General features: G+C 67.1%; 22 protein-coding genes. 16 read left to right on the top strand and 6 right to left on the bottom strand.

What is annotated here, in order from left to right:
- Nucleotides 1-25 precede the first annotated feature (25 nt).
- From BRC58_07520 to BRC58_07500, 5 genes are all read left to right on the top strand, one after another.
- Nucleotides 26-907, top strand: a complete 882-nt coding sequence (locus BRC58_07520; protein PSP17068.1) for a quaternary ammonium transporter — start codon at nt 26-28, stop codon at nt 905-907.
- Nucleotides 904-1,863, top strand: a complete 960-nt coding sequence (locus BRC58_07515) for an ABC transporter ATP-binding protein (GenBank protein ID PSP17067.1) — start codon at nt 904-906, stop codon at nt 1,861-1,863. Before BRC58_07520 ends, BRC58_07515 begins: the two co-directional genes overlap by 4 nt.
- Nucleotides 1,863-2,489, top strand: coding sequence for an ABC transporter permease (locus BRC58_07510; GenBank protein ID PSP17066.1), 627 nt, complete (start codon nt 1,863-1,865; stop codon nt 2,487-2,489). The genes BRC58_07515 and BRC58_07510 overlap by 1 nt, the downstream gene beginning before the upstream one ends.
- A 65-nt stretch (nt 2,490-2,554) precedes the next feature.
- The gene (locus tag BRC58_07505) at nt 2,555-3,028 is read left to right on the top strand and encodes a hypothetical protein (GenBank protein PSP17065.1); all 474 of its coding nucleotides are present in this window, start codon (nt 2,555-2,557) and stop codon (nt 3,026-3,028) included.
- 51 nt (nt 3,029-3,079) lie between these two features.
- Nucleotides 3,080-3,346, top strand: coding sequence for a hypothetical protein (locus BRC58_07500; GenBank protein ID PSP17064.1), 267 nt, complete (start codon nt 3,080-3,082; stop codon nt 3,344-3,346).
- Here the strand turns inward: BRC58_07500 and BRC58_07495 are convergent.
- Nucleotides 3,343-5,115 (bottom strand): N-acetylmuramoyl-L-alanine amidase, encoded by a 1,773-nt coding sequence (locus tag BRC58_07495; protein ID PSP17063.1) that lies wholly within the window; start codon nt 5,113-5,115, stop codon nt 3,343-3,345. The genes BRC58_07500 and BRC58_07495 overlap by 4 nt on opposite strands.
- 3 nt (nt 5,116-5,118) lie before the next feature.
- Nucleotides 5,119-6,291, bottom strand: coding sequence for a sporulation protein (locus BRC58_07490; protein ID PSP17062.1), 1,173 nt, complete (start codon nt 6,289-6,291; stop codon nt 5,119-5,121).
- 174 nt (nt 6,292-6,465) lie between these two features.
- On the opposite strand from BRC58_07490, the gene BRC58_07485 reads away from it, so the two are divergent.
- Nucleotides 6,466-7,422: a ribonuclease Z gene (locus tag BRC58_07485; GenBank protein ID PSP17061.1), complete on the top strand. Its 957-nt coding sequence runs from the start codon at nt 6,466-6,468 to the stop codon at nt 7,420-7,422.
- Here BRC58_07485 and BRC58_07480 read toward each other — a convergent pair.
- A complete protein-coding gene (locus BRC58_07480; GenBank protein PSP17060.1) occupies nt 7,419-7,982 on the bottom strand; it encodes a bifunctional adenosylcobinamide kinase/adenosylcobinamide-phosphate guanylyltransferase in 564 nt (187 codons plus the stop codon). The two genes, BRC58_07485 and BRC58_07480, sit on opposite strands and share 4 nt — an antisense overlap.
- Before the next feature lie 173 nt (nt 7,983-8,155).
- Here BRC58_07480 and BRC58_07475 point away from each other — a divergent pair, with 173 nt between their 5' ends.
- The 6 genes from BRC58_07475 to BRC58_07450 all read left to right on the top strand — a co-directional run bounded on the left by BRC58_07475 (nt 8,156) and on the right by BRC58_07450 (nt 15,336).
- On the top strand, nt 8,156-10,174 hold the full coding sequence (locus tag BRC58_07475; protein ID PSP17059.1) for a histidine kinase: 2,019 nt from the start codon (nt 8,156-8,158) through the stop codon (nt 10,172-10,174).
- A gap of 96 nt (nt 10,175-10,270) precedes the next feature.
- Entirely contained in the window at nt 10,271-10,699 is a 429-nt protein-coding gene (locus BRC58_07470) for a Photosystem I reaction center subunit II (GenBank protein ID PSP17058.1), read from the top strand.
- A gap of 78 nt (nt 10,700-10,777) precedes the next feature.
- Complete coding sequence (locus tag BRC58_07465) at nt 10,778-12,304, top strand: anthranilate synthase component I (GenBank protein ID PSP17057.1); 1,527 nt, start codon at nt 10,778-10,780, stop codon at nt 12,302-12,304.
- A 53-nt stretch (nt 12,305-12,357) separates the two neighbouring features.
- Entirely contained in the window at nt 12,358-13,245 is an 888-nt protein-coding gene (locus BRC58_07460) for an oxidoreductase (GenBank protein PSP17056.1), read from the top strand.
- Nucleotides 13,246-13,342: 97 nt separating this feature from the next.
- On the top strand, nt 13,343-15,112 hold the full coding sequence (locus BRC58_07455; protein ID PSP17055.1) for a peptidase S8: 1,770 nt from the start codon (nt 13,343-13,345) through the stop codon (nt 15,110-15,112).
- A complete protein-coding gene (locus BRC58_07450) occupies nt 15,109-15,336 on the top strand; it encodes a hypothetical protein (protein ID PSP17054.1) in 228 nt (75 codons plus the stop codon). Before BRC58_07455 ends, BRC58_07450 begins: the two co-directional genes overlap by 4 nt.
- On the opposite strand, the gene shc is transcribed toward BRC58_07450, so the two are convergent.
- A complete protein-coding gene (gene shc / locus BRC58_07445) occupies nt 15,317-17,245 on the bottom strand; it encodes a squalene--hopene cyclase (protein PSP17053.1) in 1,929 nt (642 codons plus the stop codon). The genes BRC58_07450 and shc overlap by 20 nt on opposite strands.
- Before the next feature lie 77 nt (nt 17,246-17,322).
- On the opposite strand from shc, the gene BRC58_07440 reads away from it, so the two are divergent.
- On the top strand, nt 17,323-18,525 hold the full coding sequence (locus BRC58_07440; GenBank protein PSP17052.1) for a glycosyl transferase family 2: 1,203 nt from the start codon (nt 17,323-17,325) through the stop codon (nt 18,523-18,525).
- Here BRC58_07440 and BRC58_07435 read toward each other — a convergent pair.
- Complete coding sequence (locus BRC58_07435) at nt 18,498-19,208, bottom strand: phosphorylase (protein PSP17051.1); 711 nt, start codon at nt 19,206-19,208, stop codon at nt 18,498-18,500. The two genes, BRC58_07440 and BRC58_07435, sit on opposite strands and share 28 nt — an antisense overlap.
- 89 nt (nt 19,209-19,297) lie before the next feature.
- Between BRC58_07435 and BRC58_07430 the strand changes: the two genes are divergently transcribed.
- Both BRC58_07430 and hpnH read left to right on the top strand, forming a co-directional pair.
- The gene (locus BRC58_07430; GenBank protein PSP17079.1) at nt 19,298-20,293 is read left to right on the top strand and encodes a dihydroflavonol 4-reductase; all 996 of its coding nucleotides are present in this window, start codon (nt 19,298-19,300) and stop codon (nt 20,291-20,293) included.
- 47 nt (nt 20,294-20,340) lie between these two features.
- Complete coding sequence (gene hpnH / locus BRC58_07425) at nt 20,341-21,354, top strand: hopanoid biosynthesis associated radical SAM protein HpnH (protein ID PSP17050.1); 1,014 nt, start codon at nt 20,341-20,343, stop codon at nt 21,352-21,354.
- On the opposite strand, the gene BRC58_07420 is transcribed toward hpnH, so the two are convergent.
- A complete protein-coding gene (locus BRC58_07420; protein ID PSP17049.1) occupies nt 21,351-22,199 on the bottom strand; it encodes a phytoene/squalene synthase family protein in 849 nt (282 codons plus the stop codon). The genes hpnH and BRC58_07420 overlap by 4 nt on opposite strands.
- A gap of 143 nt (nt 22,200-22,342) precedes the next feature.
- On the opposite strand from BRC58_07420, the gene BRC58_07415 reads away from it, so the two are divergent.
- Nucleotides 22,343-23,461, top strand: coding sequence for a sulfotransferase (locus BRC58_07415; protein PSP17048.1), 1,119 nt, complete (start codon nt 22,343-22,345; stop codon nt 23,459-23,461).
- Nucleotides 23,462-23,472: the final 11 nt, after the last annotated feature.

Genomic DNA, 23,472 nt, shown 5'->3' with positions numbered 1-23,472 from the left:
TTTCGGACGGCTCGGGCGCTGGGGCGTGCTGGCGGTAGCAGTCGCGCTCGTGGCGGTTGCCTGCGGCAGCGGGAGCGAGACCGCGCGCGAGCCCATCCGCATTGGGTCCAAAGACTTTGCCGAGCAGCGCATCCTGGGTGAGGCGTACGCGCAACTGCTAGACGCTAACGGCTACGCCGTCGAGCGCGAGTTCAACTTGGGGGGGACCCCTGTGGCGCACGCGGCCCTAACCAGCGGCGAGATCGACTGCTACCCCGAGTATACGGGGACGGCCCTGCTGACCGTCTTGGAGGGCGAACCCAGTGCCGACCGGGAAGCGGTCTACCGCCGGGTGGCGCAAGCGTACCGCCAGCGCTACGACCTGCGCTGGCTGCAACCTTCGCCCATGAGCAACAGCCAGGCGTTGGTCACTACGACTGCCACCGCACGCCAATACGGGCTCGAGACCGTTTCCGATTTTGCCGCTCGCGCCAGCGAGCTGATCCTGGCGGGGCCACCCGAGTTTCGAGCGCGCGCGGACGGCCTGCCCGGGCTCAAGCAGGCTTATGGCAACTTCGAGCTGGCAGCCTATAAAGCGGTCGACCCGGGCCTGCGCTACCGCGCGCTGCTGGCCGGCGAGGCCGATGCCGTCGTGGGCTTTACCACCGACGGCGAGATTGCCGCCCGCGATCTGGTCGTACTGGCCGATGATCGCAACCTGTTTCCGCCCTACCAAGTTGCGCCCGTGGTGCGCGCCCAACTGCTGGCGCAGCGGCGCGGGCTGCAGGCAACTCTCAACAAGCTGGCACCCCACATCACCACCGAGCGCATGCGGCAGCTCAACTACCGGGTCACGGGCAAGCAACAGGAACCGGCCGCCGTGGCCCGCTCCCTGCTGACCGAGGCCTATTTGCTGCCTGCCCCATGAGCGCGATCACCTTTGACGGCGTCAGCGTGCGCTTTCGGCAGGCCAGCCAGCCGGCCCTGCGCGATTGCAGCCTGGCCGTGGCGGCCGGCGAGTTCGTCGTGGTGCTAGGGCCTTCAGGCTGCGGCAAAACGACGCTGCTCAAAACGGTCAATCGCCTCTGCGAGCCCAGCAGCGGCCGCATCTATCTCAACGGGACCGACATCCGCACTCTCCGGGTCACCCAACTGCGGCGGCGCATGGGCTATGTCATCCAGCAGGGCGGGCTATTCCCGCACATGACCGTTGCCCAGAACGTGGCCGTCGTCCCTAGGCTGCTGGATTGGTCCCGCGCCCGGCAGCGGGCGCGCACCGAGCAACTGCTGGGGTGGGTGCAGCTGCCGCCGCGCGAGTACCGCCACCGCTACCCGGCCCAACTCTCGGGCGGGCAGCGGCAGCGGGTGGGCATCGCGCGCGCCCTGGCTGGGGATCCGGGGGTTTTGCTCATGGACGAACCCTTCGGGGCGCTGGATGCCATTACCCGCCGAACGCTGCAGCAGCTGGTGCGCGCTCTGCAGCAGCAGCTGCCCAAAACGGTTTTGTTCGTCTCCCACGATGTAGCAGAAGCCTTTTACCTCGCCGATCGCGTGCTGGTTTTGCGCCAAGGGCAGATCGAGCAGTTCGACACCCCCCATCGCCTGCTGGCTGCGCCTAACAGCGCCTTCGTACGCGATCTGATCGCCGGCGATGGGGAGCTGCGGTGGCTGCGATCACACGCCGTCGAGGCTGCCATGATCCCGCCCACCGGCGATCTCCCGGCCTCCCCCACCCTCGCCCGCCACGATGACCTATACCGCGCCCTGGCGCAGCTGCTTGCCGCCGGTGCCGAGCGGCTTGCCGTGCTCGATGGGGGGGAGCGCGTGGGGGCCATCGGGCTCGAGCAGATCCGCGCGCTGGCGGCCGCCACCCAGCCAACCTGATGGCGTACCTGCTGCAGCATCCGCGCGAAGTTGGGGAACTGCTGCTGGCGCACCTGCAGCTGATTGCCTCGGCGCTGCCTGTCGCGGTAGCCCTGGCCCTGCCGCTGGCTTGGGCGATCGAGCGCTACCGCTGGCTGCAATTGCCCGTGCTGGGCGCGCTGGGGATGCTCTACACGGTGCCTAGCCTGGCACTGGCGGTCTTGCTCGTTCCGCTGCTGGGCCTATCGGCGCGCACCGCCGTGGCTGCCATGGTGCTCTACGCCCAGGCCATCTTGGTGCGCCAAACGGCAACGGCGCTGGCCTCGCTGGATCCGGGGGTGCGCGAAGCCGCCCGCGGCATGGGCATGACGGCTTGGCAGCGCTGGTGGCGGGTGGAGTTCCCGCTGATTTTGAACCCGTTTTTGGCTGGGGTGCGGTTGGCAGCGACCGTGACGCTGGCGATCGCAGCCATCGGGGCCAAGTTCGGCGCTGGCGGACTGGGAACGCTGCTGTTTGATGGGGTGCAGCAAAACCAGCCGGCCCAAATTTGGGCCGGGGCGATCGCGCTGGCGGGGTTGGCGCTGGCACTCAATGGCGCCTTACTGGCGCTAGAGCGGCAATTGAAGGCGGGCGCTCCCCGTATCTAGGATCGAAGGCAGAACCGACCTCCTTCTGCGCGAACGCCGCACAAGCGAACGCTGCCCCAGCGTCCATGCCCGAGCAGAGCTTTTACGTTTACGCCATCCCCTACCCCACCTCGCCCGAACCGCGCCACCGCGAGCGCCTGCGCCACGCCATCGCGGGCGAGCCGCCGCCCCACCTGCTGACCCGCTCGCCCCAGGGGGCAGACCTCCAGCCGGGGTATTGGGCTCTGTTGGTTTGGCAGGGGGAGGCCCAAGCCCAGCTTGATCGCTACGTTGGCCTAGAAGGCGAGCGCGCCCCCGGGCAGTCAACCGGTCTGTTCGCCCGCATCTGGGCCCCGCCCATGGCCGAGCCCAGCGGCAGCGCGCTCGAGGGCTTTCAAGACGATCTGGCCCAACTGTGGCTGGAGCTGCTCGCGGGCTGCGACCGGATCCAAGGCTGGCAGTACGCGCCCATCGAGGCGCGCACATTGCCGCTAGCGGCCGAGCAGCGCGTGCTGAGCGCGGTCCCCAACGGCAATGCCTGGCAGCTGGATGGGCCCTAGCCGCCAGCGCGCGCGACAATACCAACAGCCGGCAAGCGCTCGGGGCTGGGCATGATAAGCATTTTTACGCTGGGCTTTTTGCTGGGGGTGGTTTGCACGCTCTACGGCGTGTTTTTGGCCGGCGCGCAATTCCCACGCCAGCGCGATCGCGATTACGCGCGCGCGCTCGTGGACCAGGCAATTGTAGAAGGCGCCTTCGATCCCTTTGACCCCGAGGCCTCAATGCAAGCCTACGAGCGCATGGCCATCGGCATCGATCGCGAAACCTGGCGCGGCACGCTCAAAGAAAAGCAGCAGGAACAACTGCTGGGCCGCTAGCGCTGCTGGCGGGCAAACCAAGCCGCAATGCCCTCAGCCAGCGACTGCGCGAGCTGCTGTTGCTGCTGCGGGTCGGTGGCCCACTCAAACTCCTGCGGGTTGGTCATAAAGCCCAGCTCCAGCAGCACAGTCGGGGCCGCGCTGGGGCGAGTTAGGGCCAGGTTGTTCCAAAACACCCCATAGGAGGGGCGCCCGGCCTCCGAGACCAGCCAGTCGTGCAGGAACTGAGCCAACCCCTGGGCCTGCGGGTGGTACCAAAAGGCCCCAACACCCGCCGTTTGCGCCGGTTTGCCGCCGTCGGGGAGGGCGTTGTAGTGGAGCGAGAGCGCGATCGCGGGCTGGGCAGCGGCAATGCGATCGGCGCGCGCCTGCAGCGAGACCGCGCGATCGCGGCGGCGGGTCATGACAACATTGGCGCCGCGTTGCTCGAGCGCAGCGCGCAACCGCTGGGAGACGTTCAGATTGACGGCTTTTTCAGGACGGCCGTTGGGCCCCCGAGCACCTAGCTCCTCGCCACCGTGTCCGGGATCGAGCAGGATAGCGACCCCCGCCAGCGGCTGCGAAGAGTCCGTGCCGCTCCGCTCGGGCGGGTGCTGCAACCTCAGGACTAAATGGGTGCCCTCGTAGCGCAGCTGGTAGCCCCACTGCTGCGAGCCCTGGAACTGCAGCTGGTAGCGGACGCGCTCGCCATCGAGCTGCTCCCAATCTAGGCGCTTGAGGATGGGGCTATCGATGCGGATGGTGTCGGTGCGGGCCGTGGTGTTGTGCAGGGTCAGGGTCAGGCTGTGATCACGCTGGCGCACGCTCACCGGAACCGGCACCTGCAGCGGAAAGACGAACTCGGTGGCGCCTTGGGCTTGGCGGGAGCGGATGCTGGCGATGCGTGTCTCGGGGGTAGGACCGCGCCCGATGCGCTCCACCTCGGCCTCGCGGATCCAGTTGCCGTAGCCCAGGCGCAGCCACTTGCCCTGGGTGCCGGTGACTTGGGCCTGGGTGCCTTGCGGCAGCGGGGTCTGGCGGGCGTAGTTATCGCCGGGGCCGGTGCGCGTATCGCCCGATTCGGCAGTAACCGCCACCACATCCAGCTGGGTGGGCGGCAGGATCGCGACCTGGCCCTCGGCAGTCTGGGTGGCGCGATTGCCCCCCTGGCGCAGCACGAAGGTGGGTTGTCCCAGGCGCCCCGCTTGCGCGAATGTCGTGCAACCGCGATAGCGGCGGGCCTGCGAGCGCTCGGGGGCGTTTTGGCCGGTCAGCACAGCGTGGCTGGGAGCTAGCTCGACCGCCTGCGATCGCTCGTAGAGCGGAATCTCGCGCCCGGCCAGTTGCACCTGGGCCTCGACCCCCGGCGGCGCCGCGGCGCTAAAGCAAACCGGCTCATCAGGCAAGCGGGCGATGTTGCGGCTGGGGGCGAGCGAGCCCTCAACAAACCCCAAGCCTTCGGGGGGCTTAGGCCCCCGCTCGAGGCGCGTCACTTGGCGCTGGATGGTGTGATCGCGGTAGCGCAGCTCGAAGCGATTGACCCCGGGCTCGAGCGGAAAGCTGGGGGCAAAATGGCCGGCTTGGCTGCGCTCGATGGGGTCGCCGTTGACATAGACTTGCCCGGCGGGCGGGGCTGTCCCCAGCAAAAAGATGCGCTCGGCCGTGGTTTCGTGCTGCTTGGGCGGATAAGTCAGCTGGAAGCCATCAGATTGGGCTTGAGCCACCGCCATCCCGCTGCCGGTGGCAGCGATGGCAGCCCCCGATGCCGCGAGCAAGCAAGCTGGGCGCATGGGTTAAGAGCGCGTATCCTCGGCTGCCGGGTTGCGATTGCGGGCCAACTGCTCCAAAGCAGTCAGTTTGACCCCACTGTAGTAGTGTCCCAGGATTTGGCGGTAGTTGTTGCCGCGCTGGGCCAGCTCGCGCGCCCCCCACTGACTGAGGCCAATGCCGTGGCCGAATCCGCGGCCGCGAAAGCGAAAGTCCTGGGGCGTTTCGGTGACTTGAAACTGCGTGCTGCGCAGATCGAGAGCCTCGCGAAAGTCGGGACCGCTCAGGCGCACCGTTGCGCCCTCGCCCACTACCTTGAGGGCGGCGACGCGGCCCCGCGGCGTGCGCTGCTGCGGCTCGATGGCCTGGACCGCATCTACCCCCGCCAAGCGCTGGCCGATGGTGCGGGCGGATAGCGTCTGCTGCCACTGATAGTAGGGGGATTGCCGGTCGAAATCCCGCACGCCGCGCAGGTAGGGCAAGCGCTGGCTCCAGACATCCTCCACATTGGCGGTGTAGCCGCCGGAGGCAGCGTGGAAAGCTGCCAAGATGGGGGCGCCGTTGTAGGTCACGAGCTGGCCCGAGGTTTGGCGCACGGCTTGCTGGGAGCGCGGGTGTTCGCTCGCAATCCCGCGATACACTTGTGAAGTTGTGGTGTCGCCAAAGTCGTAGGGGCGCGCCCGGGCGCGATCACGCTGGTAGAGGGCGTAAGTTCGGGCAGCCACGGCCTGGGCTTTGAGCGCCGCCAGCGGCCACTCCGCTTGCATCTCGGCGCCGACCACGCTGTAGAGATAGGGTTGCAGCCCGATGCGGTTGATGGCGGTGACCCCCTGCTCGCCGGCGACCAGCTGCGTGCTGCCGCGGTACCAGCGATCGCCGATCCAAACGTAGCCATCGCCGCTGGGCTCGATCTGCAGCTGGGACGCGCGCCACCCTTTGAGTACGATGCCATTGCCTTGCGGGTGCGCTTGCAGCGGCTGACGCGCCTCGATTTCGCCCAGCTTGCGGCCGGCGGCGTTGCGAACGACGGCATTGGTGGAGGCGCCCACCTTCACCTGCTGGGCCTGCCGCTCGATCGCCACGCGGAGCTCGAGCGCTTGCGCTGGAGCAGCCCATGCCAGCCCGAGCAGCCCCAGACCGAGCCCGCCGCCTAGCGAGCGCGATAACCACTTACGGGCGGTTGCTTGGTTGGTGCGCATGGTGACTCCCTCGCTTGCCGCTCGCCTCCGCTTGCACGACGGCGGCACCGCGCTGGTGGTGCCTGGCGCAGAACCTCTCCAACTCTAGTTGCGAGCGCCAGGACCGTCAATCCACGCGCGGGGAAACAGCCGGCTGTGTCAGGATAAGTTGCGGGGAGCCGTTGGGAGCCATTTGTGGAGATCACGTTCCTAGGCACGAGTTCGGGCGTTCCGACGCGATCGCGCAACGTCTCCAGCGTGGCGCTGCGCTTGCCCCAGCGGGGCGAGATGTGGCTGCTCGACTGCGGCGAGGGCACCCAGCACCAACTGCTGCGCAGCGACCTCAAACCCTCCCAGATCCGGCGGATCTTCATCACCCACATGCACGGCGACCACATTTTTGGCTTGCCCGGGCTGCTGGCGAGCTGCGGCCTGTCGGGAATGGGCTCGCCCATTGATGTTTACGGGCCGCCCGAGCTAGCCGACTACCTCCAAACCTGCAGCAAGCACGCTCGCATCAACTGGGGCAACCGGGTGCGCGTACATGCCGTGGCAACCGGCACAGTTTACGAAGACAGCGAATTTAGCGTCAGCTGCCGCCCGCTGGCGCACAGCGTTCCTACCTTTGGCTACCGCATTGCCGAAAAGGACCGCCCCGGGCGCTTCAAACCGGAGAAGGCCTCGGCTTTGGGGATCCCACCCGGGCCCATCTACGGGCGCCTCAAGTGCGGCGAGACCGTGACGCTCCCCAACGGGCGGCGAATCCGCGGCACGGATCTGCGCGAGCCCGACGAGCCGGGCCGCAAGATCGCCTACTGCACCGATACGATTTATTGCGACGCGGCCCTGGAACTCGCCCAGGATGCCGACGCGCTCATCCACGAGGCCACCTTCGCCCACCAAGACGCGCAGCTTGCCTTCGAGCGCCAGCACGCCACCTCCACCATGGCGGCGCAAGTGGCCCTGGGAGCAGGCGTTCGGCAGCTGATCCTGACCCATTTCAGTCCGCGCTACGCCCCGGGCAATCCGCTCCAGCTTGAGGACCTGCGCCAAGAAGCCCAGGCGATCTTTCCCAACACCACCCTGGCTTGCGACTTTTGGCGCTACGCCGTGCCGCGGCGGCCTGCCCGCCAGCTGGCGGGCCACCGCTAATCGGGCGGTGGTAGCGGCGTACCCCAAGCGCTGAGCTCGAGCGCTCGGCCGCCGGCGACCAAATAGCTGGCATCGGCCGCGGCGCCCACCCGCCGGATGGCATCCCCCAAGCGCTCGCGGAAGGTGCGACCGGCAGCGTAAGCCGGGACGACGCCCCATCCGGTCTCTTCAGCCACCAGCACGATCTGGGCCGGCGTTCGCTCCAGGCTCTGCAGCAGCCCTCCCACGCTGGCCTGCCACTCGGCAGGCTCCTGCGCCAGTAGGTTGGTCACCCAACTGCCCAACGAATCGATCAGCAAGCACTGGGACGGCTCGGCTGCCGCCACCGTTGCAGCGAGTGCCACGGGCACCTGCTGAGTCTGCCAGCTGGCAGGCCGCCGCGCCGCGTGCCGTGCGATGCGCGCTTGCCAGTCCGGATCGTCGGGGTCGGCGCGGGCGGTCGCAACGTAGGTCACCGCACGCGAGCTGCGGCGCGCGAGCAGCTCGGCCCATTCGCTTTTGCCCGAGTGGGCCGGGCCGGTGACGAGCGTGATCGCGCCGGTGGTTGGGGAGCGAGCCATAAGCGGCCGTGCTCGAAGGCAGCTGTGACGTTTTTTGTACGATAGGGCCTGAGCCCCCGAAAGCCCGTGCGGATGCCGCAGCAGTTGCCCTTAAGGCGTTTGAGAGCCGCTGCAGCCGGGGCCGGCTGGGCGATCGATGCCCGATAGCGCGCGATAGTCCCCCCATCGATAGCATGCCGAGCTCCGTGCTGGCAGAGTTAGTTGAAGCTCTGCCCCAGTTGCGCCCGCAAATTTATTTCAAATCCTCGCTTACGGCGCTCTCCCACGCCATGGAAGATCGGGTCCTGGCGGGCTCGGAGCAGCCGTTGGTCATTGCGAGCTTCCAGCGCGAGCGCTACTACCGGCAGGAAGCGCACCGCTACCAGCGCATCGCGCGCAAAAGCGATCACGTTTATGTGCTCTCGGCGGCCGAGACCGAGTTTTGCAACAGCTCCCAAACCTACGAAACGGTGGCCTTTGCCCCCGACGATGCCCTCGCGCGCGAGTGGCATCTGGTGGTCATGGGGCAGCAGTACGCCACCTGCCTGATTTGCCGGGAGCGGGCGCGTCCCGAGTCGCGCAGCGATTTGGACATCGAGCCCTCCCGGCGCTTTGAAGGCATCTGGACTTTTGACCCCAGTGTCGGCCAGACCGCTGCCCGGATCCTGCTGGATCGCATCGTGGTGCACCGGCCGGAGCTGGCAGACAAAGCCGAGCGCGCCCGCAAGGCCTACCTGCAGCTGCCGGGCCAGGGTTCGAGCGGCGGCGATGGGGCCGGCCGTCCCGTTGCCAATCCCGATCCCTTTGTCGAGCGGTTGGTGACTTACCTGCAGGCCGGCCAGTACAAGCTGCTCAAAGCCTACCGCTCGCTCACCGCCAAAGAGAAAAAAGAGCGCCTGGTGCACTCGATGACCGCGGTCATCCGGCGCTCGCTCGATCCGGACGAAATCCTCGAGATCGCGGTGCAACGCTTGGGCGAAGCGCTCAAGGCGTCGCGCTGCATCGTTTACCGCTGCAGCGAGAGTGATGCGGCCGCCACCATCGATAGTGAGTTCCTAGGCACCCAGGTCAGCGCGCTGCGCGGCGTGCAGTGGCCGCTGCGCGACAATCCGCTCGCGCAGGCCGCCATGGCGCAACAAGCGTCAATTTACGTTGAGAGCGCCACTCGGGACGCGCGCCTCACCGAGGGCCCATTGGGCGATCCGTGGAACGAATCCCTGCTATCGCTAGCTCAGCGCCACTCGATCGATGCCTGGCTGCTGGTGCCGGTGCTGTACAGCGGCCGGCTCAAGGGCATGCTGGAGCTGCATCGGGGCCGCGCCGACCGGGCCGGGTGGAACCAGCAAGACATCGAGCTGGTCGAGGCGGTCGCCACCCAGGTGGGCACGGCTCTAGTCCAGGCCGAGTCTTATACGCAACTTGAGGCCCTCGATCGCGCCCGCTCCAATCTGGTTGCCATTACCGGGCACGAACTGCGGACCCCGCTCTCGACCGTTCAAGTCTGCCTGGAGAGCTTGGCCAGCGAGCCGGACATGGGCGAGGAGCTGCGGCAGACCATGCTGCAAACCGCCCTCGCCGATGCCGAGCGCATGCGCAAGCTCGTGCGGGACTTTTTGACCCTTTCCCAGCTCGAGAGCGGCCGCGTGGAGTGGAACCCCGAGGCCGTCTCGGTGGCCGAGTGCGCCCAGCTCGCGTGCGGCAATATCGGCGCCAACAGTGCCGAGGGCAACGAACTGCCCCCAATCGAGCAGGCCATCTCCCCGGATCTGCCCTTCGTTCGCGCCGACGGCGAGTGGCTGGTCGAGGTGCTGGCCAAGCTGCTGGACAATGCTTGCAAGTTCACCCCAGCTGACGGGCAGGTCACCCTTGAAGCCCGGCAACAGGACAGCGAACGAGTTGAGGTCGCCATCGCCGATACCGGGCGCGGCATCGAACCCGAGCAGCTCGAGCGCATCTTCGACTGGTTCTATCAGGAAGAAGGCGCGCTACAGCGCACCACGGGCGGAACGGGGCTGGGCCTAGCCATTTGCCGCCAGGCGGTCAAAAGCTGGAACGGGACGATTTGGGCCCAGTCGGCCGGCAAAGACTGCGGCACCCGGTTTTGCTTTACCGTGCCCATTGCGGGCAGCCAAGCCGAGCGTGCCGTGGCGCAGCGGCAAGCCAACCCATCGGCACGCGAGCGCGCCAGCCGGCAACACCGCCTCCAGCGCTGAGGGCGCGTTACGTTTGATAACGCCTGCAACGAGCGGCGCGCGCCGCCGGTGGTAGTATGCACGAACAGACAGGCTCTAGCACTGGACGGTAGGACCATGGCGGAACAGTTTTCCGGACAATTCCCCCAATTCGGCGGCAGCACGGGCGGGCTGCTCACCGCCGCCGAAACTGAAGAAAAATACGCCATTACCTGGACTAGCTCCAAGGAGCAGGCATTCGAGATGCCCACCGGTGGTGCGGCCATCATGAACGAGGGCCAAAACGTCTGCTACTTTGCCCGCAAAGAACAGTGCCTGGCGCTAGGGACCCAACTCAAAACCAAGTTCAAGCCCAAAATTCAAGACTTCAAGATCTATCGCATCTATCCCAACGGCGAGATCGAATACCTCCACCCCAAAGATGGGGTCTTCCCCGAAACGGCCAACCAAGGGCGTCCTTACGTGGGCAAAATCGATCGCAGCATCGGCAAAAACCCCGAGCCGGCAACCCTCAAGTTCTCGGGGCAAGAGCCCTACGAAGTCTAGCCACCCGCATCCAAAACCAGCCGTTTGGGACTGGGGTAACCCCCAGTCCTTTTTGGCGTAGCCATGACGCCTTAGGCCATGCCCATCGCGCCCGATTTCGCCACCTTTCGCACGCTGGCCCAACAGGGCAACTTCGTCCCGGTCTATCAGGCCTGGATCGCCGATCTGGAAACGCCCGTTTCCGCTTGGTACCGAACCTGCGCCGGTCACCCCTACAACTTTTTGCTGGAGTCGGTTGAGGGCGGCGAGCGCCTGGGGCGCTACAGCTTTTTGGGCTGCGATCCCATCTGGGTGCTGCACGCCAGCGGCGATGGCACGACCCAGACCTACCGCGACGGCACCTGCAAGCGGCACTCGGGCAACCCGTTTCAAATCCTGCAGGCTTGCCTGGCCGACATCCAGCCCGTCAAGCTGGCCGAGCTACCCCCCGGATTGGGTGGCCTGTTCGGGGTTTGGGGCTATGAGGCCATTCGCTGGATCGAGCCCAGCATTAGCCTCCACCCAACCTCGGCGCGCGAGCTACCGGACGGCGTCTGGATGCAGGTCGATCGCCTGATTGCCTTCGACCAAATCCAGCGCCGCATTTGGGCGATCACCTATGCCGACCTGCGCGATCCCACCACCGAGTGCCAGGCCGCCTACGAGCGGGCCAGTGCCTGCGTCCGCCAGCTGGTGGATGAGCTCCAGCAACCGCTGCCGGCCCAGGCTACCCTGTTGCGCTGGGCGCCGCCGCCAGCGGCCGCGCCGCCGCGCTACGACAGCAACACCACCCAGGCGCGCTTTTGCGATAGCGTTCGGCAGGCGCAAGCCTACATCCGCGCGGGCGATATCTTCCAGGTGTCGCTATCGCAGTGCCTGTCAGCCACCTACCCAGGGCATCCCTTCGAGCTCTACCGCGCCCTGCGCGCCATCAACCCGTCCCCCTACATGGCCTACTACAGCTTGGGCGACTGGCAGCTCATCGGCTCCTCACCCGAGGTCATGGTCAAAGCGAGCCGCGATGGTGACGGGGAGCTGCAAGCCACGCTGCGCCCCATTGCCGGGACGCGCCCGCGCGGCGAGACCCCCGCCCAAGACGAGGCCCTCGCCCAGGCGCTGCGCTCGGATCCCAAAGAAATCGCCGAGCACGTCATGCTGGTGGATCTGGGCCGCAACGATTTGGGCCGCGCCTGCCAAACCGGCAGCGTTCGCGTGGACGAGCTCATGGCGATCGAGCGCTACTCCCGGGTCATGCACTTGGTCAGCAACATCGCGGGCAAGCTCGCCGCCGATCGCGGCGCTTGGGACCTGTTTGCTGCCTGCTTTCCGGCCGGGACGGTCACCGGAACCCCCAAGATCCGGGCCATGGAGCTTATCAACGAGCTCGAGCCTGAACCGCGCGGTCCCTACGCTGGCGCCTACGGCTACTACGATTTTGAAGGCCAGCTCAACACCGCCATTGCCATTCGCACCATGGTGGTGCAACCGGGCGAGGGCAGCCAGCGGGTTTCGGTGCAAGCGGGCGCTGGGGTCGTGGCCGACTCCGAGCCCGAGCAGGAATACCAAGAAACCCTCAACAAAGCGCGCGCCCTACTGGAGGCCATCCGGGGCTTACAGGGCCAGTAACGGGCAAGCGCCAGGCGAGCTAAGCTGGCACGCGACGCGCACGGAGCAACCCCATGAGCGCACCCCACGTTGGCTTTCTCGGTTTGGGCGTCATGGGCGGTCCCATGGCAGCCAACCTCGCCCGGGCGGGGTACGCGGTAACAGCCTGGAATCGCAGTCCCGAGCGCCCCGGCATCCAAACGGCCGCCGAGGCTGGCGCGACCGTAGCTGCCTCGCTGCCCGAGGCGGTCGCCGCGGCCGATATTGTAGTGACTTGCCTGGGCGATGTCCCCGATGTCGAGCGCGTCCTGCTGGGCGAGGGCGGGGTCGCCACCCACGCCCGCCGCGGCACGCTCGTGGCGGATATGACCACCATCGGGCCCGAGGCCACGCGCCGGATAGCAGGCCAGTTGCAGCAGCAGGAGCTATCGCTGGTCGATGCGCCAGTCTCGGGCGGGGATGTGGGTGCCCAGAACGGCACGCTGACGGTCATGGCTGGCGGCGAGCCGGCCGAGTTCGAGCGCTGCTATCCGCTGTTTGCGGTCATGGGCCAAACCATCCGCCACTGCGGCCCGGTGGGTAGCGGCCAGGCGGTCAAGCTCTGCAACCAAACCCTGGCCTCGCTGCACGTGGTCGCGCTGTGCGAGGCCATGCAGCTAGCGCGCCAGCAGGGGCTCGATCCCAATACGGTGGTAGAGGTTTGCAGCACCGGCGCTGCCGGGTCTTGGATCCTGGCCAACTTGGGCCCCAAACTGGCCGCCGCCGATTCCGATTTGGCCCCTGGCTTTGCCATCGGCCACATGCTCAAAGACCTGCGGTTGGTGCGCGAGAGCGTGCCCGATGCCAGCGAGCTCCCGGGCACGCAGCTGGCCGAGCGCCTGTTTCAGGCTGTCGCCCAGCTCGAGGACGGCCGCCAGCAGGGAACCCAGGCCATGATTCGCGCCTACCGCGACCCCGAATAGCGCCAGCCCCAGGGTTGTGGGCAGCCGCACAGCCGTTGGCTAAGCTGGCAGTACGGCTTTGAGGGCACCGGCTGGGTGCCAACCGGAGAGGATAGCCATGCGCAAGCTGCTGCTGACTGGGGGCCTCGCGCTGGTTGCTGTAGGCCTGTTAGTCGGGCTGGCCGGCTCCCCCAACCGCCCGCCTTTTGACTCCATTGCCCTGGATTTTCGCGACGGCGTGCCGGCCGCCACCGTCGAGCGCGAGCTCGAAACCCTGCGCGATCGCTACGGGGTCGAGCCGCAGCTCAACAGTCAGTTCTCGCGCGGCGAGCGGCTCTACACCATCCGCGGCGATGCCGAACGGCTGACCGCGCTGCGGCGCTCCGAGCTCAGCGAGCTCACCGAGGCGATTGCGCCCAACTACCGCTACCGGGCCTTTGAGGTCCCCAACGACCCGGGCTATCCCAAGCAGTGGAACCTGCGCAGCATCAACCAAGAGCGCGCCTGGGAAGAGACCAAAGGCGACGGCATCAAGGTGGCGGTCATCGATACGGGCGTCAGCCGCGTCCCCGACCTGGCGCGGACGGAGCTGCTGCAAGGGCACGACTTTGTCAACAACCGCGCCCAAGCCAGCGACGATGTCGGGCATGGCACCCACGTGGCCGGAACCATCGCGCAATCGACCAACAATCACTATGGCGTTGCTGGGATTGCCCCCAAAGCCGCCATCATGCCCTTCAAGGTGCTGGGGCGCAACGGCAGCGGCACGGTAACCGACATTGCCGAAGCCATCCGGTTGGCCGCTGATCGCGGCGCTGATGCCATCAACCTAAGCCTGGGCGGCATGGGGGCAAGCGCCGTGCTGGAAGATGCGATCGCCAACGCCACCGATAAGGGGGCTGTCGTGGTGGCGGCTGCCGGTAACGCTAACCGCAACGCGGCAGCCTACCCCGCCCGCTACCCGCAGGTCATTGGCGTCTCGGCCCTGGACCCGGCCGATGAAAAAACGCCCTACTCCAACTTCGGCGCGGGCGTTGACATTGCCGCCCCCGGCGGCAGCGAGGCGGGCAAGATCGTCCAAAACACCATCGATCCCCAAACCGAGGGCGCCGTTTTCGCCGGCTTTCAGGGCACCAGCACCGCTGCCCCCCACGTCTCGGGTGCGGTCGCGCTCATGAAAGCCAGCGGGCTGGAGCAGCCGGCGGCCGTTCGCCAGGCGCTCGCGCGCAGCGCCCGCGCCGTGGCCGAGGATCCGCTCAATCACTTTGGGGCCGGCCAGCTGGATGCCGCCTCGGCCGTCCAGCGGGCGGAGCAGGGGCGCATCGGGGTGCGCGACTTTTGGCGCTGGCTGCGCCGCAACGGCTACCTCAACCCCTGGTTCTGGATCGATGGCGCCCCCACCATGGTGCTGCCCAAGCTGGCAATGGTGGTGGGCTCGTACCTGCTGGCGTGGTTGCTGCGCACCGTTTTTCCGCTCAACTGGAGCTGGCCGCTGGCGGGCGGACTGCTGGCGGGCAGCTCCGGGCTGTTTTTCCTGCGCGGGGTGTATCTGTGGGACGCGCCGCAGTGGCCCATGCGGTTGCTGGGCAGCTCGCTCCCCGAGCTGGGCAATGCCGTGCCCGGAACGACCCAGCTCAATCCCCTGTTTGCCAGCGTCCTGCTGCCGTTCGCGCTGGTGGCCCTGCTGCTGGGGCATCCGCGCTGGCGGTGGTTTGCCGTGGGCGCCTCGTTGGGGACAGCAGCCTGCCTGGGCGTTAGTGCCGTCGCCGACCCGGCTGTTTGGGGGCTGGGCAGCGGCGCGATCGCCCGCAGCTTTTTGGGGATCAATGCGATGCTCTGCGTGGGCTTGGCCGGGTTGGCGAGCCATCAGGAGCGGCCGGCAACGTGAGCGTGACGGTTACCGGCCGCGTGGAGCGGCGCGACATCGGCCCGGGGGCTTGGGCGCTGGTCGCCGACGACGGCGAGGCCTACGAGCTCCAGGACCCGCCGGCCGAGCTCTGCCGGACCCAAACCCCGGTGCGCGTAACCGGGGAGCTACGCCCGGAGGTCATGACTGTTGCGGCCATCGGGCCGGTGCTGGCCGTGCGCTCGTTTAGCCCGCTGGCGGACTAGCGCCCGCCCAGGCGCGGTAGTCGCCCAGGGCCTTGAGCGGGAAGTACTGCGGGTAGAGCCGGTAGCGGATGTAGAAGTGGCCGGGGAAGCCCGTGCCGGTGAACTCGGCCTCGTCCCAGCTGCCATCGGCTTGCTGGGTGGCGAGCAGATAGCCCGCGCCGCGCTCGATTGCCTCGCGCGCGAGCCCGCCCACCGTGCGCTCGGCAGCAATCAGGCCGATGAGCGCCCAAGCGGTTTGGGAGGCGGTGCTGTTGCCCTGCCCGCGCAGCGTGGGGTCATCGTAGCTGCGGCAGGTCTCGCCCCAACCGCCATCCGAGTTCTGGCAGCCCGCGAGCCAAGCGGCCCCGCGCGCGATCACGCGCTGCTGCGACTGCGGCGCCGTCTCGCACAGCGCCGACAGGGCGCCGCTGGTGCCGTAGATGTAGTTGACGCCCCAGCGGCCGTACCAGGCCCCATTGCTTTCTTGCTGGCCGCTCAGATAGGCGATCGCGCGCTGGACTCTATCGGGGTGCATGGCTAGGTTGCAGTGGCCCAGCATCTCCAGCACCCGGGCGGTGACATCGGTGGTGTTGGGGTCGATCAGGGCCTGCAGATCGCCGTAGGGGAGCTCGTTGAGCCACGCCTGGTTGTTGTCGACATCGAAGGCGCCCCAACCCCCCTGCTGGCACTGCATTGAGGCCAGCCAGCGCACTGCCCGCTCCATGGCAGCGCGCTTGTGGCGCTCGTCGGGCAAGCGCACGCGCTGCAGCGCCATGACCACCGCGGCCGTATCGTCCAAATCGGGGTAGTGGCGGTTGTCAAACTCAAAGGCCCAGCCGCCCGGCTCGCCGCGCGGGTTCTTAACGGCCCAGTCACCGTAGTCCAAAATTTGCTGGGCCAGCAACCAATCGCCGGCGCGCACCAGCTCGGGCCGCTCGGCCTCCAGCCCCGAATCGCGCAGGGCCCGTAGCGCCCAAGCCGTGTCCCACACCGGCGAGATGCAGGCTTGCACGCGGTAGTGCTGCGGCGTTTCGATAGCGAAGCGGTCCACGGCTTGCAGGCCGCGCCGCACCACCGGATCGGCAACGTCGTAATCCAGGCAGCGCAGCGCCAGCAGCGAGTTGAGCATGGCCGGGATGATGCCGCCCCAGTTGCCGCTGGGATCCTGGTGCGCCAGGATCCAGCGCTCGGCCGCGCGGACGCCTTCTTCGCGCCCGGGGACGAGGTTCCAGTCCTCGGCGGCTTTAAAGGCATCGTCCAGCCACACGAAGCCGTCGCGCCAGTCCCCCCGCTTGGGCAGCTCAAAGCGGACCCGATCGCGGCCTTCGGCGTAGAGCTCGTCCAGTTTAATGGCGGGGTCTGTGGCAAAGACCGGCTTGCGATCGCAGACCACAATTAGCGGGACTGTACTGGCGCGCGCCCAACTGGAGAGCTCGTAAATTGTAAACGGCGACTGCTCGGGCAGCAGCATCAGCCAGGGCGGAATGGAGGGGACGCCGCGCCAGTCGTAGCAGCCGATGAGCGCCAGGTGGAGTTTGGTAAAAATGCGCGCACTGCTGATGCCGCCGCGCGCCAGGATGAAATCGCGCGCTCGCCCCAGGGCCGCGTCGCTAGCGGGGACCCCCAACAGCCGCAGCGCCATGTAGGCCTCAATAGCAGTGCTGAGGTGGCCGCCATCACCGTAAAACAGCGACCAGCCGCCATTGTCGAGCTGCTGCTGGCGCAGGTAAGCCGCGGCTTTATCCAGCGGGCGGTCGCCCTCGGTGCCCCAGATCTTGTGGAGCAGGACGATCTCGGCTGTTATGGTGACGTTGGATTCGAGCTCCGACTGCCAGTACCCGGCTGGCGCCTGCAGCCCCAACAGGTATTCCTGGCCGGCTGCGATCGCGCTGAAGAGGGCGGCGGCGGTGACCGAACTCGGTGCTTGCATGGAAGGGCTCCTCGCCTGCCACAGCCTAAGACCAGCGCCAATCCTAGTGCCCGCGCTCGCAACTTAGCAATTGTCCCATGGCTGCAATCGCACTAGGCCTGACAGTCATGGCGCTGGCTGTTTGGGTGGGCCTGCTGCTCGGGTGGGGCCAATTCTGGCGCGCCCGACCCATCCTGGAGGAGACCGTCCCCGCCGAGGCCGAGCTGGGCACTGAGGCGCCCCCTTCGGTGGGCGCCATCATGCCCGCCCGCAACGAGGCAGCGTTTTTGCCCCAGGCGTTGCAGTCGCTGCTGGCCCAGCGCTACCCAGGATCGCTAACGGTCACGGTCGTGGACGATGGCAGTACGGACGGAACGGCCCAAGCTGCCCGCACCGCAGCCCGCGAGGTCGGCGCCCAGGAGCAGGTTACAGTCGTAACCGGCCGAGAGCCGCCCCCCGGCTGGACCGGCAAGCTCTGGGCGCTGCAGCAAGGCATCCATCATGCCAGCGCTGGGGAGCACCCGCCCGATTACTGGCTGCTTACCGATGCCGACATCGCCCACGATGCGGTCAACGTCCGCCGGCTGGTCGCCCAGGCCCGCAGCGGCAACCGGGATTTGGTCTCGGTCATGGTGCGCCTGCAGTGCCGCAGCGTTTGGGAGCGGCTGTTGGTGCCGGCCTTCGTGTTTTTCTTTCGCCTGGTCTATCCCTTCCGCTGGGCCAACGATCCCCAGCGCCCGACGGCCGCAGCGGCTGGCGGTTGCCTGCTGGTGCGCCGCGCGGCGCTGGTGCAAGCGGGCGGGCTGGAGGCCGTGCGTCACGCCCTAATCGATGACTGCACGCTGGCGCGCGCCATCAAGCAACGCGGCCCCTCGGGCCGCATCTGGCTGGGGTTGAGCACTGCCACGCGCAGCCTGCGGCCCTATGGCTCGCTGGGGCAAATTTGGCACGTCGTGGCGCGCACGGCCTTTGTCCAGCTCCACCGCTCCCTGATTTTGCTGCTAGCCGCGATCCTGGGCCTGCTGCTGGCTTACGCTGTCCCACCGGCCGGCGCCATGGGCGGTGCTATGGCGGGCAAACCGGCCATTGCGGGGGCGGGCACACTGGGATGGGGGCTCATGGCGGCAGCCTACGTGCCCACGCTGCGCTACTACCGGCAACCCGCGCCGCTGGCGCTGCTGTTGCCGGCGATCGCGATGCTGTACGCGCTGATGGCGCTGGATTCGGCCCGCCGCCACTGGCAGGGGCGCGGTGGCGCTTGGAAGGGCCGCGTTTATCCCGCCGCCCCCGAGAATAAATAGGCCACCGCGCGCTCCAGAACGCGCACCCCTCGCAGGCTGCCGCGGACCAAACGGCCCGCGCGGATGGGCTGGCACAGCAGGCACCCTGCAAGCGGCAGTGATCGCAGCGAGCCGTCTGCACCCAGCGCTGGGCTCAGATCGGGCAGGTCGTGATCGCAGCCATCGCCAATGGTGCGCAGCATCGCCAGTCGGGCGCCACCTGCCCCCAGCGCCTGCAGGGCGGCGCAGCCCTCCATCTCCACCACGTCACTGCAATAGGCACGCGCCAGCTCGCGCTTGCGCGCGGCCGAAGCGACCAAGCGATCGTGGGTCAGTGCGCGGGCTACCCCCGCGCGAGCCCCGAGGCGCTGCTGCAGCCAGGCCGTTAGCGCGCGATCGTAACTGGCTTGCCGCTCTCCGTCCGGGTCGCAGCGGCAGTAGCCCGTCGCACACACGGCCAAATCGCCTACGCGGTAGCGATCGCTGAGGCTCCCGGCCAACCCCAGCAGCAGGCAGCGGGGCGGATGCCAGAACGCCCTCTGCTGCAACCATTGCCCCAGGCAGGCGGCCGTTGCGCTCGGCCCCATGGGGAGCGCAACCAGCGTTGGCTGCGGTGCGCCAGCGCGCCGCAAGCCGCGCCGGACGGCGCGCGCTTCCATGCCTTGGGGCACCAAGACGGCATCGATGGGCGCATCGGGGCTCAACAGGACTCAGCCAGCGCTAATCGGGCCCCTCTAGGATGGCAGCCCAATCTGCTTCCATGGAGGAGCGATGCTGCCACCAGGGGGCGCTCATGAGCGCGCGCGCGTTCGTCACCGGCGCAAACGGCTTTATTGGCAGCCACCTGGTCCACCTGCTGTGCCAGCAAGGTTATGCCGTGCGCGCCTTGGTGCGCACTCAGAGCCAGCGCGACAACCTCGAGGGCTTGGCAGTCGAGACCATCACCGGCGATCTCAACGATCCCGAGCTGGCCCGGGCCATGCGCGGGTGCCAGTACCTGTTCCATCTGGCTGCGTGCAACTCGCTGTGGTGGGCGGATCGCCACCGGCTGCATGCCAGCAACGTCCGCGGCACCCAAAACGTGCTAGCGGCAGCCCGCCAGGCCGGGATCGAGCGCACAGTCTTTACCGGCTCGGCTGTCAACCTCGACACGAGCCGGCGGGCTTCGCTCCCCAACGAAGCTCACTCAGCCAGCCCCCAGTCGTTGGCCAGTCCCTACGAGCGCTCCAAGTACTGGGCCGAACAGGCCGCCCTCTCGGCCGCCAGCAGCGGCCAATCGGTCGTCGTCGCCATTCCCACCACACCACTGGGTCCCGGCGATGCCAAACCCACCCCAGCTGGCGATATCGTGCTGCGGTTCCTGCGGCGCCAGATGCCGGTCTATATGCCCACTGGCTTCAATGCCATCGACGTCCGCGATGCGGCCTGGGGGCACTTGCTGGCGCTAGAGCGCGGGCGCTCGGGCGAGCGCTACCTGCTCGGTTGCCAAAACCTGGCGCTCAAGGCGCTGCTGGATCGCCTGGCCGAGCTAACAGGCCTGACCGCCCCCAAGGTCGCCGTGCCCCCCTGGTTGCCCGCAATTGCAGCTTGGGCGGACGAGCGCGTCCTGGCGCTCGCGGGCAAATCTCCCTCAGTTCCGCTGGAGGGGGTGCGCATGGCGGCCCGACCGCTCTACTGCGATTGCTCCAAGGCAGTGCGCGAGTTGGGCCTGCCCCAATCGCCGCTCGAGGGCGCCCTGCGGGATGCCGTTCGCTGGTTCCTCGAGCGCGGCTATGCCAAACTTGAGTAATACCCCCGCCCGATCTTTAAAAAATTCACTATTGTGAGGAGCGCACTATGGCAATCAATATCAAGCAAGCACTTACCGTTGGCAAATACATTCTTACCCAGCGCTTCAAAGGGCGCAAGCGTTACCCGCTCGTGCTCATGCTGGAGCCGCTGTTTCGGTGCAACTTAGCCTGTCCCGGATGCGGCAAAATCCAGCACCCCAAGGAAGTCCTCAAGCGCAACCTCACGCCCCAGGAGTGCTTCGATGCGGCCGAGACCTGCGGGGCGCCGGTGGTCTCCATTCCGGGCGGCGAGCCGCTGCTGCACCCGCAAATTGACGAGATCGTCTCGGGGCTGATCGCGCGCGGCAAGTTCGTCTATCTGTGCACCAACGGCGTGCTGCTCGAGCAATACCTGGACAAGTTCCAGCCCTCCAGTCACCTCACCTTTAGCATCCACCTCGATGGCCTGCGCGAGCAACACGACAGCTGCGTCAACCAACAAGGCGTTTTTGACAAAGCCGTTCAAGCCATCCAGACCGCCAAATCCAAGGGCTTTCGCGTCACCACCAACACCACGGTCTTTGAGGGCGCCGATCCGTACGAGATGCAGCAGTTTTTCGACTACGTCATGAGCCTGGGCGTCGACGGCATGATGGTCTCGCCCGGCTACAGCTACGACAAAGCCCCCGATCAAGACCATTTTCTGCAGCGCGAGCAGACCCGCGCGCTCTTCCGCGAGATGCTAGCGCCGTTCAAGGCCGGCGAGAAAAACTGGCGCTTCAACCACAACCCGCTGTTTCTCGACTTTCTCACCGGCGAAAAGGACTACGAGTGCACGCCGTGGGGCAGTCCCAGCTACAGCGTGCTGGGCTGGCAAAAGCCCTGCTACCTGCTGGATGACGGCTACTTCGATACGTTCCAGGAGCTAATGGAACAAACCGACTGGAGCCAGTACGGGCGCGCCAGCGGCAATCCCAAGTGCGCCGACTGCATGGTGCACTGCGGCTACGAGCCCACTGCCGCCGAGGACTCGCTGCACCCCCAAAACATGGTGCGCTCTCTGGCGAGCCTGTTCGGCTAGCCCCGTTCGCTGCCTGCCACTGGGTCCGCCGTCGCCTCGGTAGCACCCTCGACGATGGCTTCGACCTCGGCGCGCGTGAGCTTCTCGCGACCCTGCTGCAGGACCGCGAGCGTGGACTCGGCTAGCGCTAGCGGGATCTGGCAGAACTCGCGCGCCGCCCCCTGCGGGAGAGCGGCCGTGTAGGCGCGCGCCAGCTGCAAGTTGCGCTGCGCGTAGGCGTGCATGTCGCTGCTGGTCCAACCATTGGGGAAAAAGTCAACGCCACGCGCCCAGTCGTCGCTGCGGTTGCGCAGGATGTTGACCGCCTGCAGCCCGCGACCAAACCCAATGGCCTGGGTGCGATCGGTGAGCGTTGCGTCGTACCAAGCCCACAGATCCGAGAGCAACAGGCCCACCGCCCCGGCGACCCCAAACGTGTAGCGATCCAGATCGGCCTCGGTGCGTACCGCCCAGTTGCGCTCGGCCCAGTAGGCCATCCGGTCCGCCATGGCAGCCGTGGCATCCCAAACGCGCGGCGCGATGGAAGCCGGCGCCAGCACTGCCCATTCGCCAATGCGACACGTCACTTCCGCTAGCTGCGCGCGGCGATCGCCCCAAACTGGGGCAAAGTTACCTGGGGCATCGCGCTCGGTGGAAGCCTGCAGCGTGGTGCTGATGCCGCGCAGCAGCTCGGCTTTGGCCGCGTTGGGCAGCTGGGGCGAGTCTTCAATTTCGTCGATCGCGCGCATGCACAAATAACCAGAGGCCACGGCGGCCTGCAGCTCGCCGGGCAAGCGCACGATGGGAATGTAGAACGTGCGGCTTGTCGCTTCGAGAACGCTTAGGGCATCTTGCTGGGCACTCATCTCATCCGCTCCTCACCACCGATGGATTCCAACATCCGAGCAGAATTTAGCGCTCGAATCTTATCAGACGCTGAATCGCTGCCGCGATCGCGCGCGCCCAGGGCGGCTTGTTAGGCTCGTCGGGGCCGAACGCCGCCCTTGCCATGCCCGCTGCCCGCCCCGGCCTCCGCCATCCGCTCAGCGGCAGCAACCCGGCAACGCTGCTAAAGGTACTGGCCGGCAACGGCCCCATCCCGCACCAGCAGTGGCCCCAGCTGGCTGCCATTGCCAGCGCCGTCTTGCTGCGCTGGCCGTTCACGCTGGCCGAGCGCGCGGCTGCCCTGGGGCTGGCGCGCCGGGCCCAGGCCATGCCGGCGCCGGTGTTCATCATCGGTCACTGGCGCAGCGGGACGACCCATCTCTACAACGTCCTGAGCAAGTCGCGGGCCTTCAACTACGTCTCGCCGCTGGCGACGGGGCTGCCCTGGGAAATGTTGAGCCTGGCGCGCACCCTGCGCCCGCTGCTGGAGCGCGCGCTGCCGGCCGAGCGCTTCATCGACCGCATTCCGGTCGAGCCGGATTCGCCCCAAGAAGATGAGATTGCACTGGCCAACATGACGCCGCTGTCTTTTTACCACGGGATTTACTTCCCGCAGCACTTTGCCCGCAACTTCAATCGCGGCGTTTTTTTCGACGGCTGCACTAACGATGAGAGCGAGGCCTGGCAGCGCACCTTCGTTTACTTTTTGAGCAAGGTCTGGTGCCAGCACCCCCAGCAATCGCTTTTGATCAAAAACCCGGTCTATTCGGGGCGCGTTGCCCTGTTGCAGGCGCTCTGGCCCCAGGCCCAATTCATCCACATCTATCGCAACCCGTACCGCGTCTTTAGCTCCATGCAGACCTTCTACCGCCAGCTGTTTCGCACCTTTGCCCTGCAACCGGTTGAGGGCCTGGATTGCGACGAGTGGATTTTGCAAACCTACCCGCGCCTGATGGAGGCGTGCCTCCAGCAGACGGCAGCGCTGCCGGCCGGGCAACTGGCCGAGGTCTGCTTCGAGCAGTTTGAGGCCGATCCGCTGGGCGAGCTGGAGCGCATCTACGCTACGTTGCACTGGGATGGCTTTGAGATTGACCGGGACGCCTTTGCCCGCTACCTCGACTCGGTCAGCCAGTACCAAAAAAAACCGCACGCCCTGGATGCCCAGACCGCGCAGCGCGTGCGCGATCGCTGGCATCCGTTCATCGAGCGCTGGGGCTACGAGCCCCCCGTCAGCTTAAGCTGAGACCGCATTTG

The sequence above is a fragment of the Cyanobacteria bacterium QS_8_64_29 genome (assembly GCA_003022125.1).
Lineage (GTDB): Bacteria > Cyanobacteriota > Cyanobacteriia > Cyanobacteriales > Rubidibacteraceae > QS-8-64-29.
The sequence above is the reverse complement of the archived record's forward strand: the minus strand, read 5'-3'. Positions and strand labels throughout refer to the sequence as shown.

Bases quoted from the DNA above. Each gene is read 5' to 3' on its own strand.
- BRC58_07515 (PSP17067.1), top strand. From the start codon at position 904: ATGAGCGCGATCACCTTTGACGGCGTCAGCGTGCGCTTTCGGCAGGCC.
- BRC58_07510 (PSP17066.1), top strand. From the start codon at position 1,863: ATGGCGTACCTGCTGCAGCATCCGCGCGAAGTTGGGGAACTGCTGCTG.
- BRC58_07505 (PSP17065.1), top strand. From the start codon at position 2,555: ATGCCCGAGCAGAGCTTTTACGTTTACGCCATCCCCTACCCCACCTCG.
- BRC58_07500 (PSP17064.1), top strand. From the start codon at position 3,080: ATGATAAGCATTTTTACGCTGGGCTTTTTGCTGGGGGTGGTTTGCACG.
- BRC58_07495 (PSP17063.1), bottom strand. From the start codon at position 5,115: ATGCGCCCAGCTTGCTTGCTCGCGGCATCGGGGGCTGCCATCGCTGCC.
- BRC58_07490 (PSP17062.1), bottom strand. From the start codon at position 6,291: ATGCGCACCAACCAAGCAACCGCCCGTAAGTGGTTATCGCGCTCGCTA.
- BRC58_07480 (PSP17060.1), bottom strand. From the start codon at position 7,982: ATGGCTCGCTCCCCAACCACCGGCGCGATCACGCTCGTCACCGGCCCG.
- BRC58_07475 (PSP17059.1), top strand. From the start codon at position 8,156: ATGCCGAGCTCCGTGCTGGCAGAGTTAGTTGAAGCTCTGCCCCAGTTG.
- BRC58_07470 (PSP17058.1), top strand. From the start codon at position 10,271: ATGGCGGAACAGTTTTCCGGACAATTCCCCCAATTCGGCGGCAGCACG.
- BRC58_07465 (PSP17057.1), top strand. From the start codon at position 10,778: ATGCCCATCGCGCCCGATTTCGCCACCTTTCGCACGCTGGCCCAACAG.
- BRC58_07460 (PSP17056.1), top strand. From the start codon at position 12,358: ATGAGCGCACCCCACGTTGGCTTTCTCGGTTTGGGCGTCATGGGCGGT.
- BRC58_07455 (PSP17055.1), top strand. From the start codon at position 13,343: ATGCGCAAGCTGCTGCTGACTGGGGGCCTCGCGCTGGTTGCTGTAGGC.
- shc (PSP17053.1), bottom strand. From the start codon at position 17,245: ATGCAAGCACCGAGTTCGGTCACCGCCGCCGCCCTCTTCAGCGCGATC.
- BRC58_07440 (PSP17052.1), top strand. From the start codon at position 17,323: ATGGCTGCAATCGCACTAGGCCTGACAGTCATGGCGCTGGCTGTTTGG.
- BRC58_07430 (PSP17079.1), top strand. From the start codon at position 19,298: ATGAGCGCGCGCGCGTTCGTCACCGGCGCAAACGGCTTTATTGGCAGC.
- hpnH (PSP17050.1), top strand. From the start codon at position 20,341: ATGGCAATCAATATCAAGCAAGCACTTACCGTTGGCAAATACATTCTT.
- BRC58_07420 (PSP17049.1), bottom strand. From the start codon at position 22,199: ATGAGTGCCCAGCAAGATGCCCTAAGCGTTCTCGAAGCGACAAGCCGC.
- BRC58_07415 (PSP17048.1), top strand. From the start codon at position 22,343: ATGCCCGCTGCCCGCCCCGGCCTCCGCCATCCGCTCAGCGGCAGCAAC.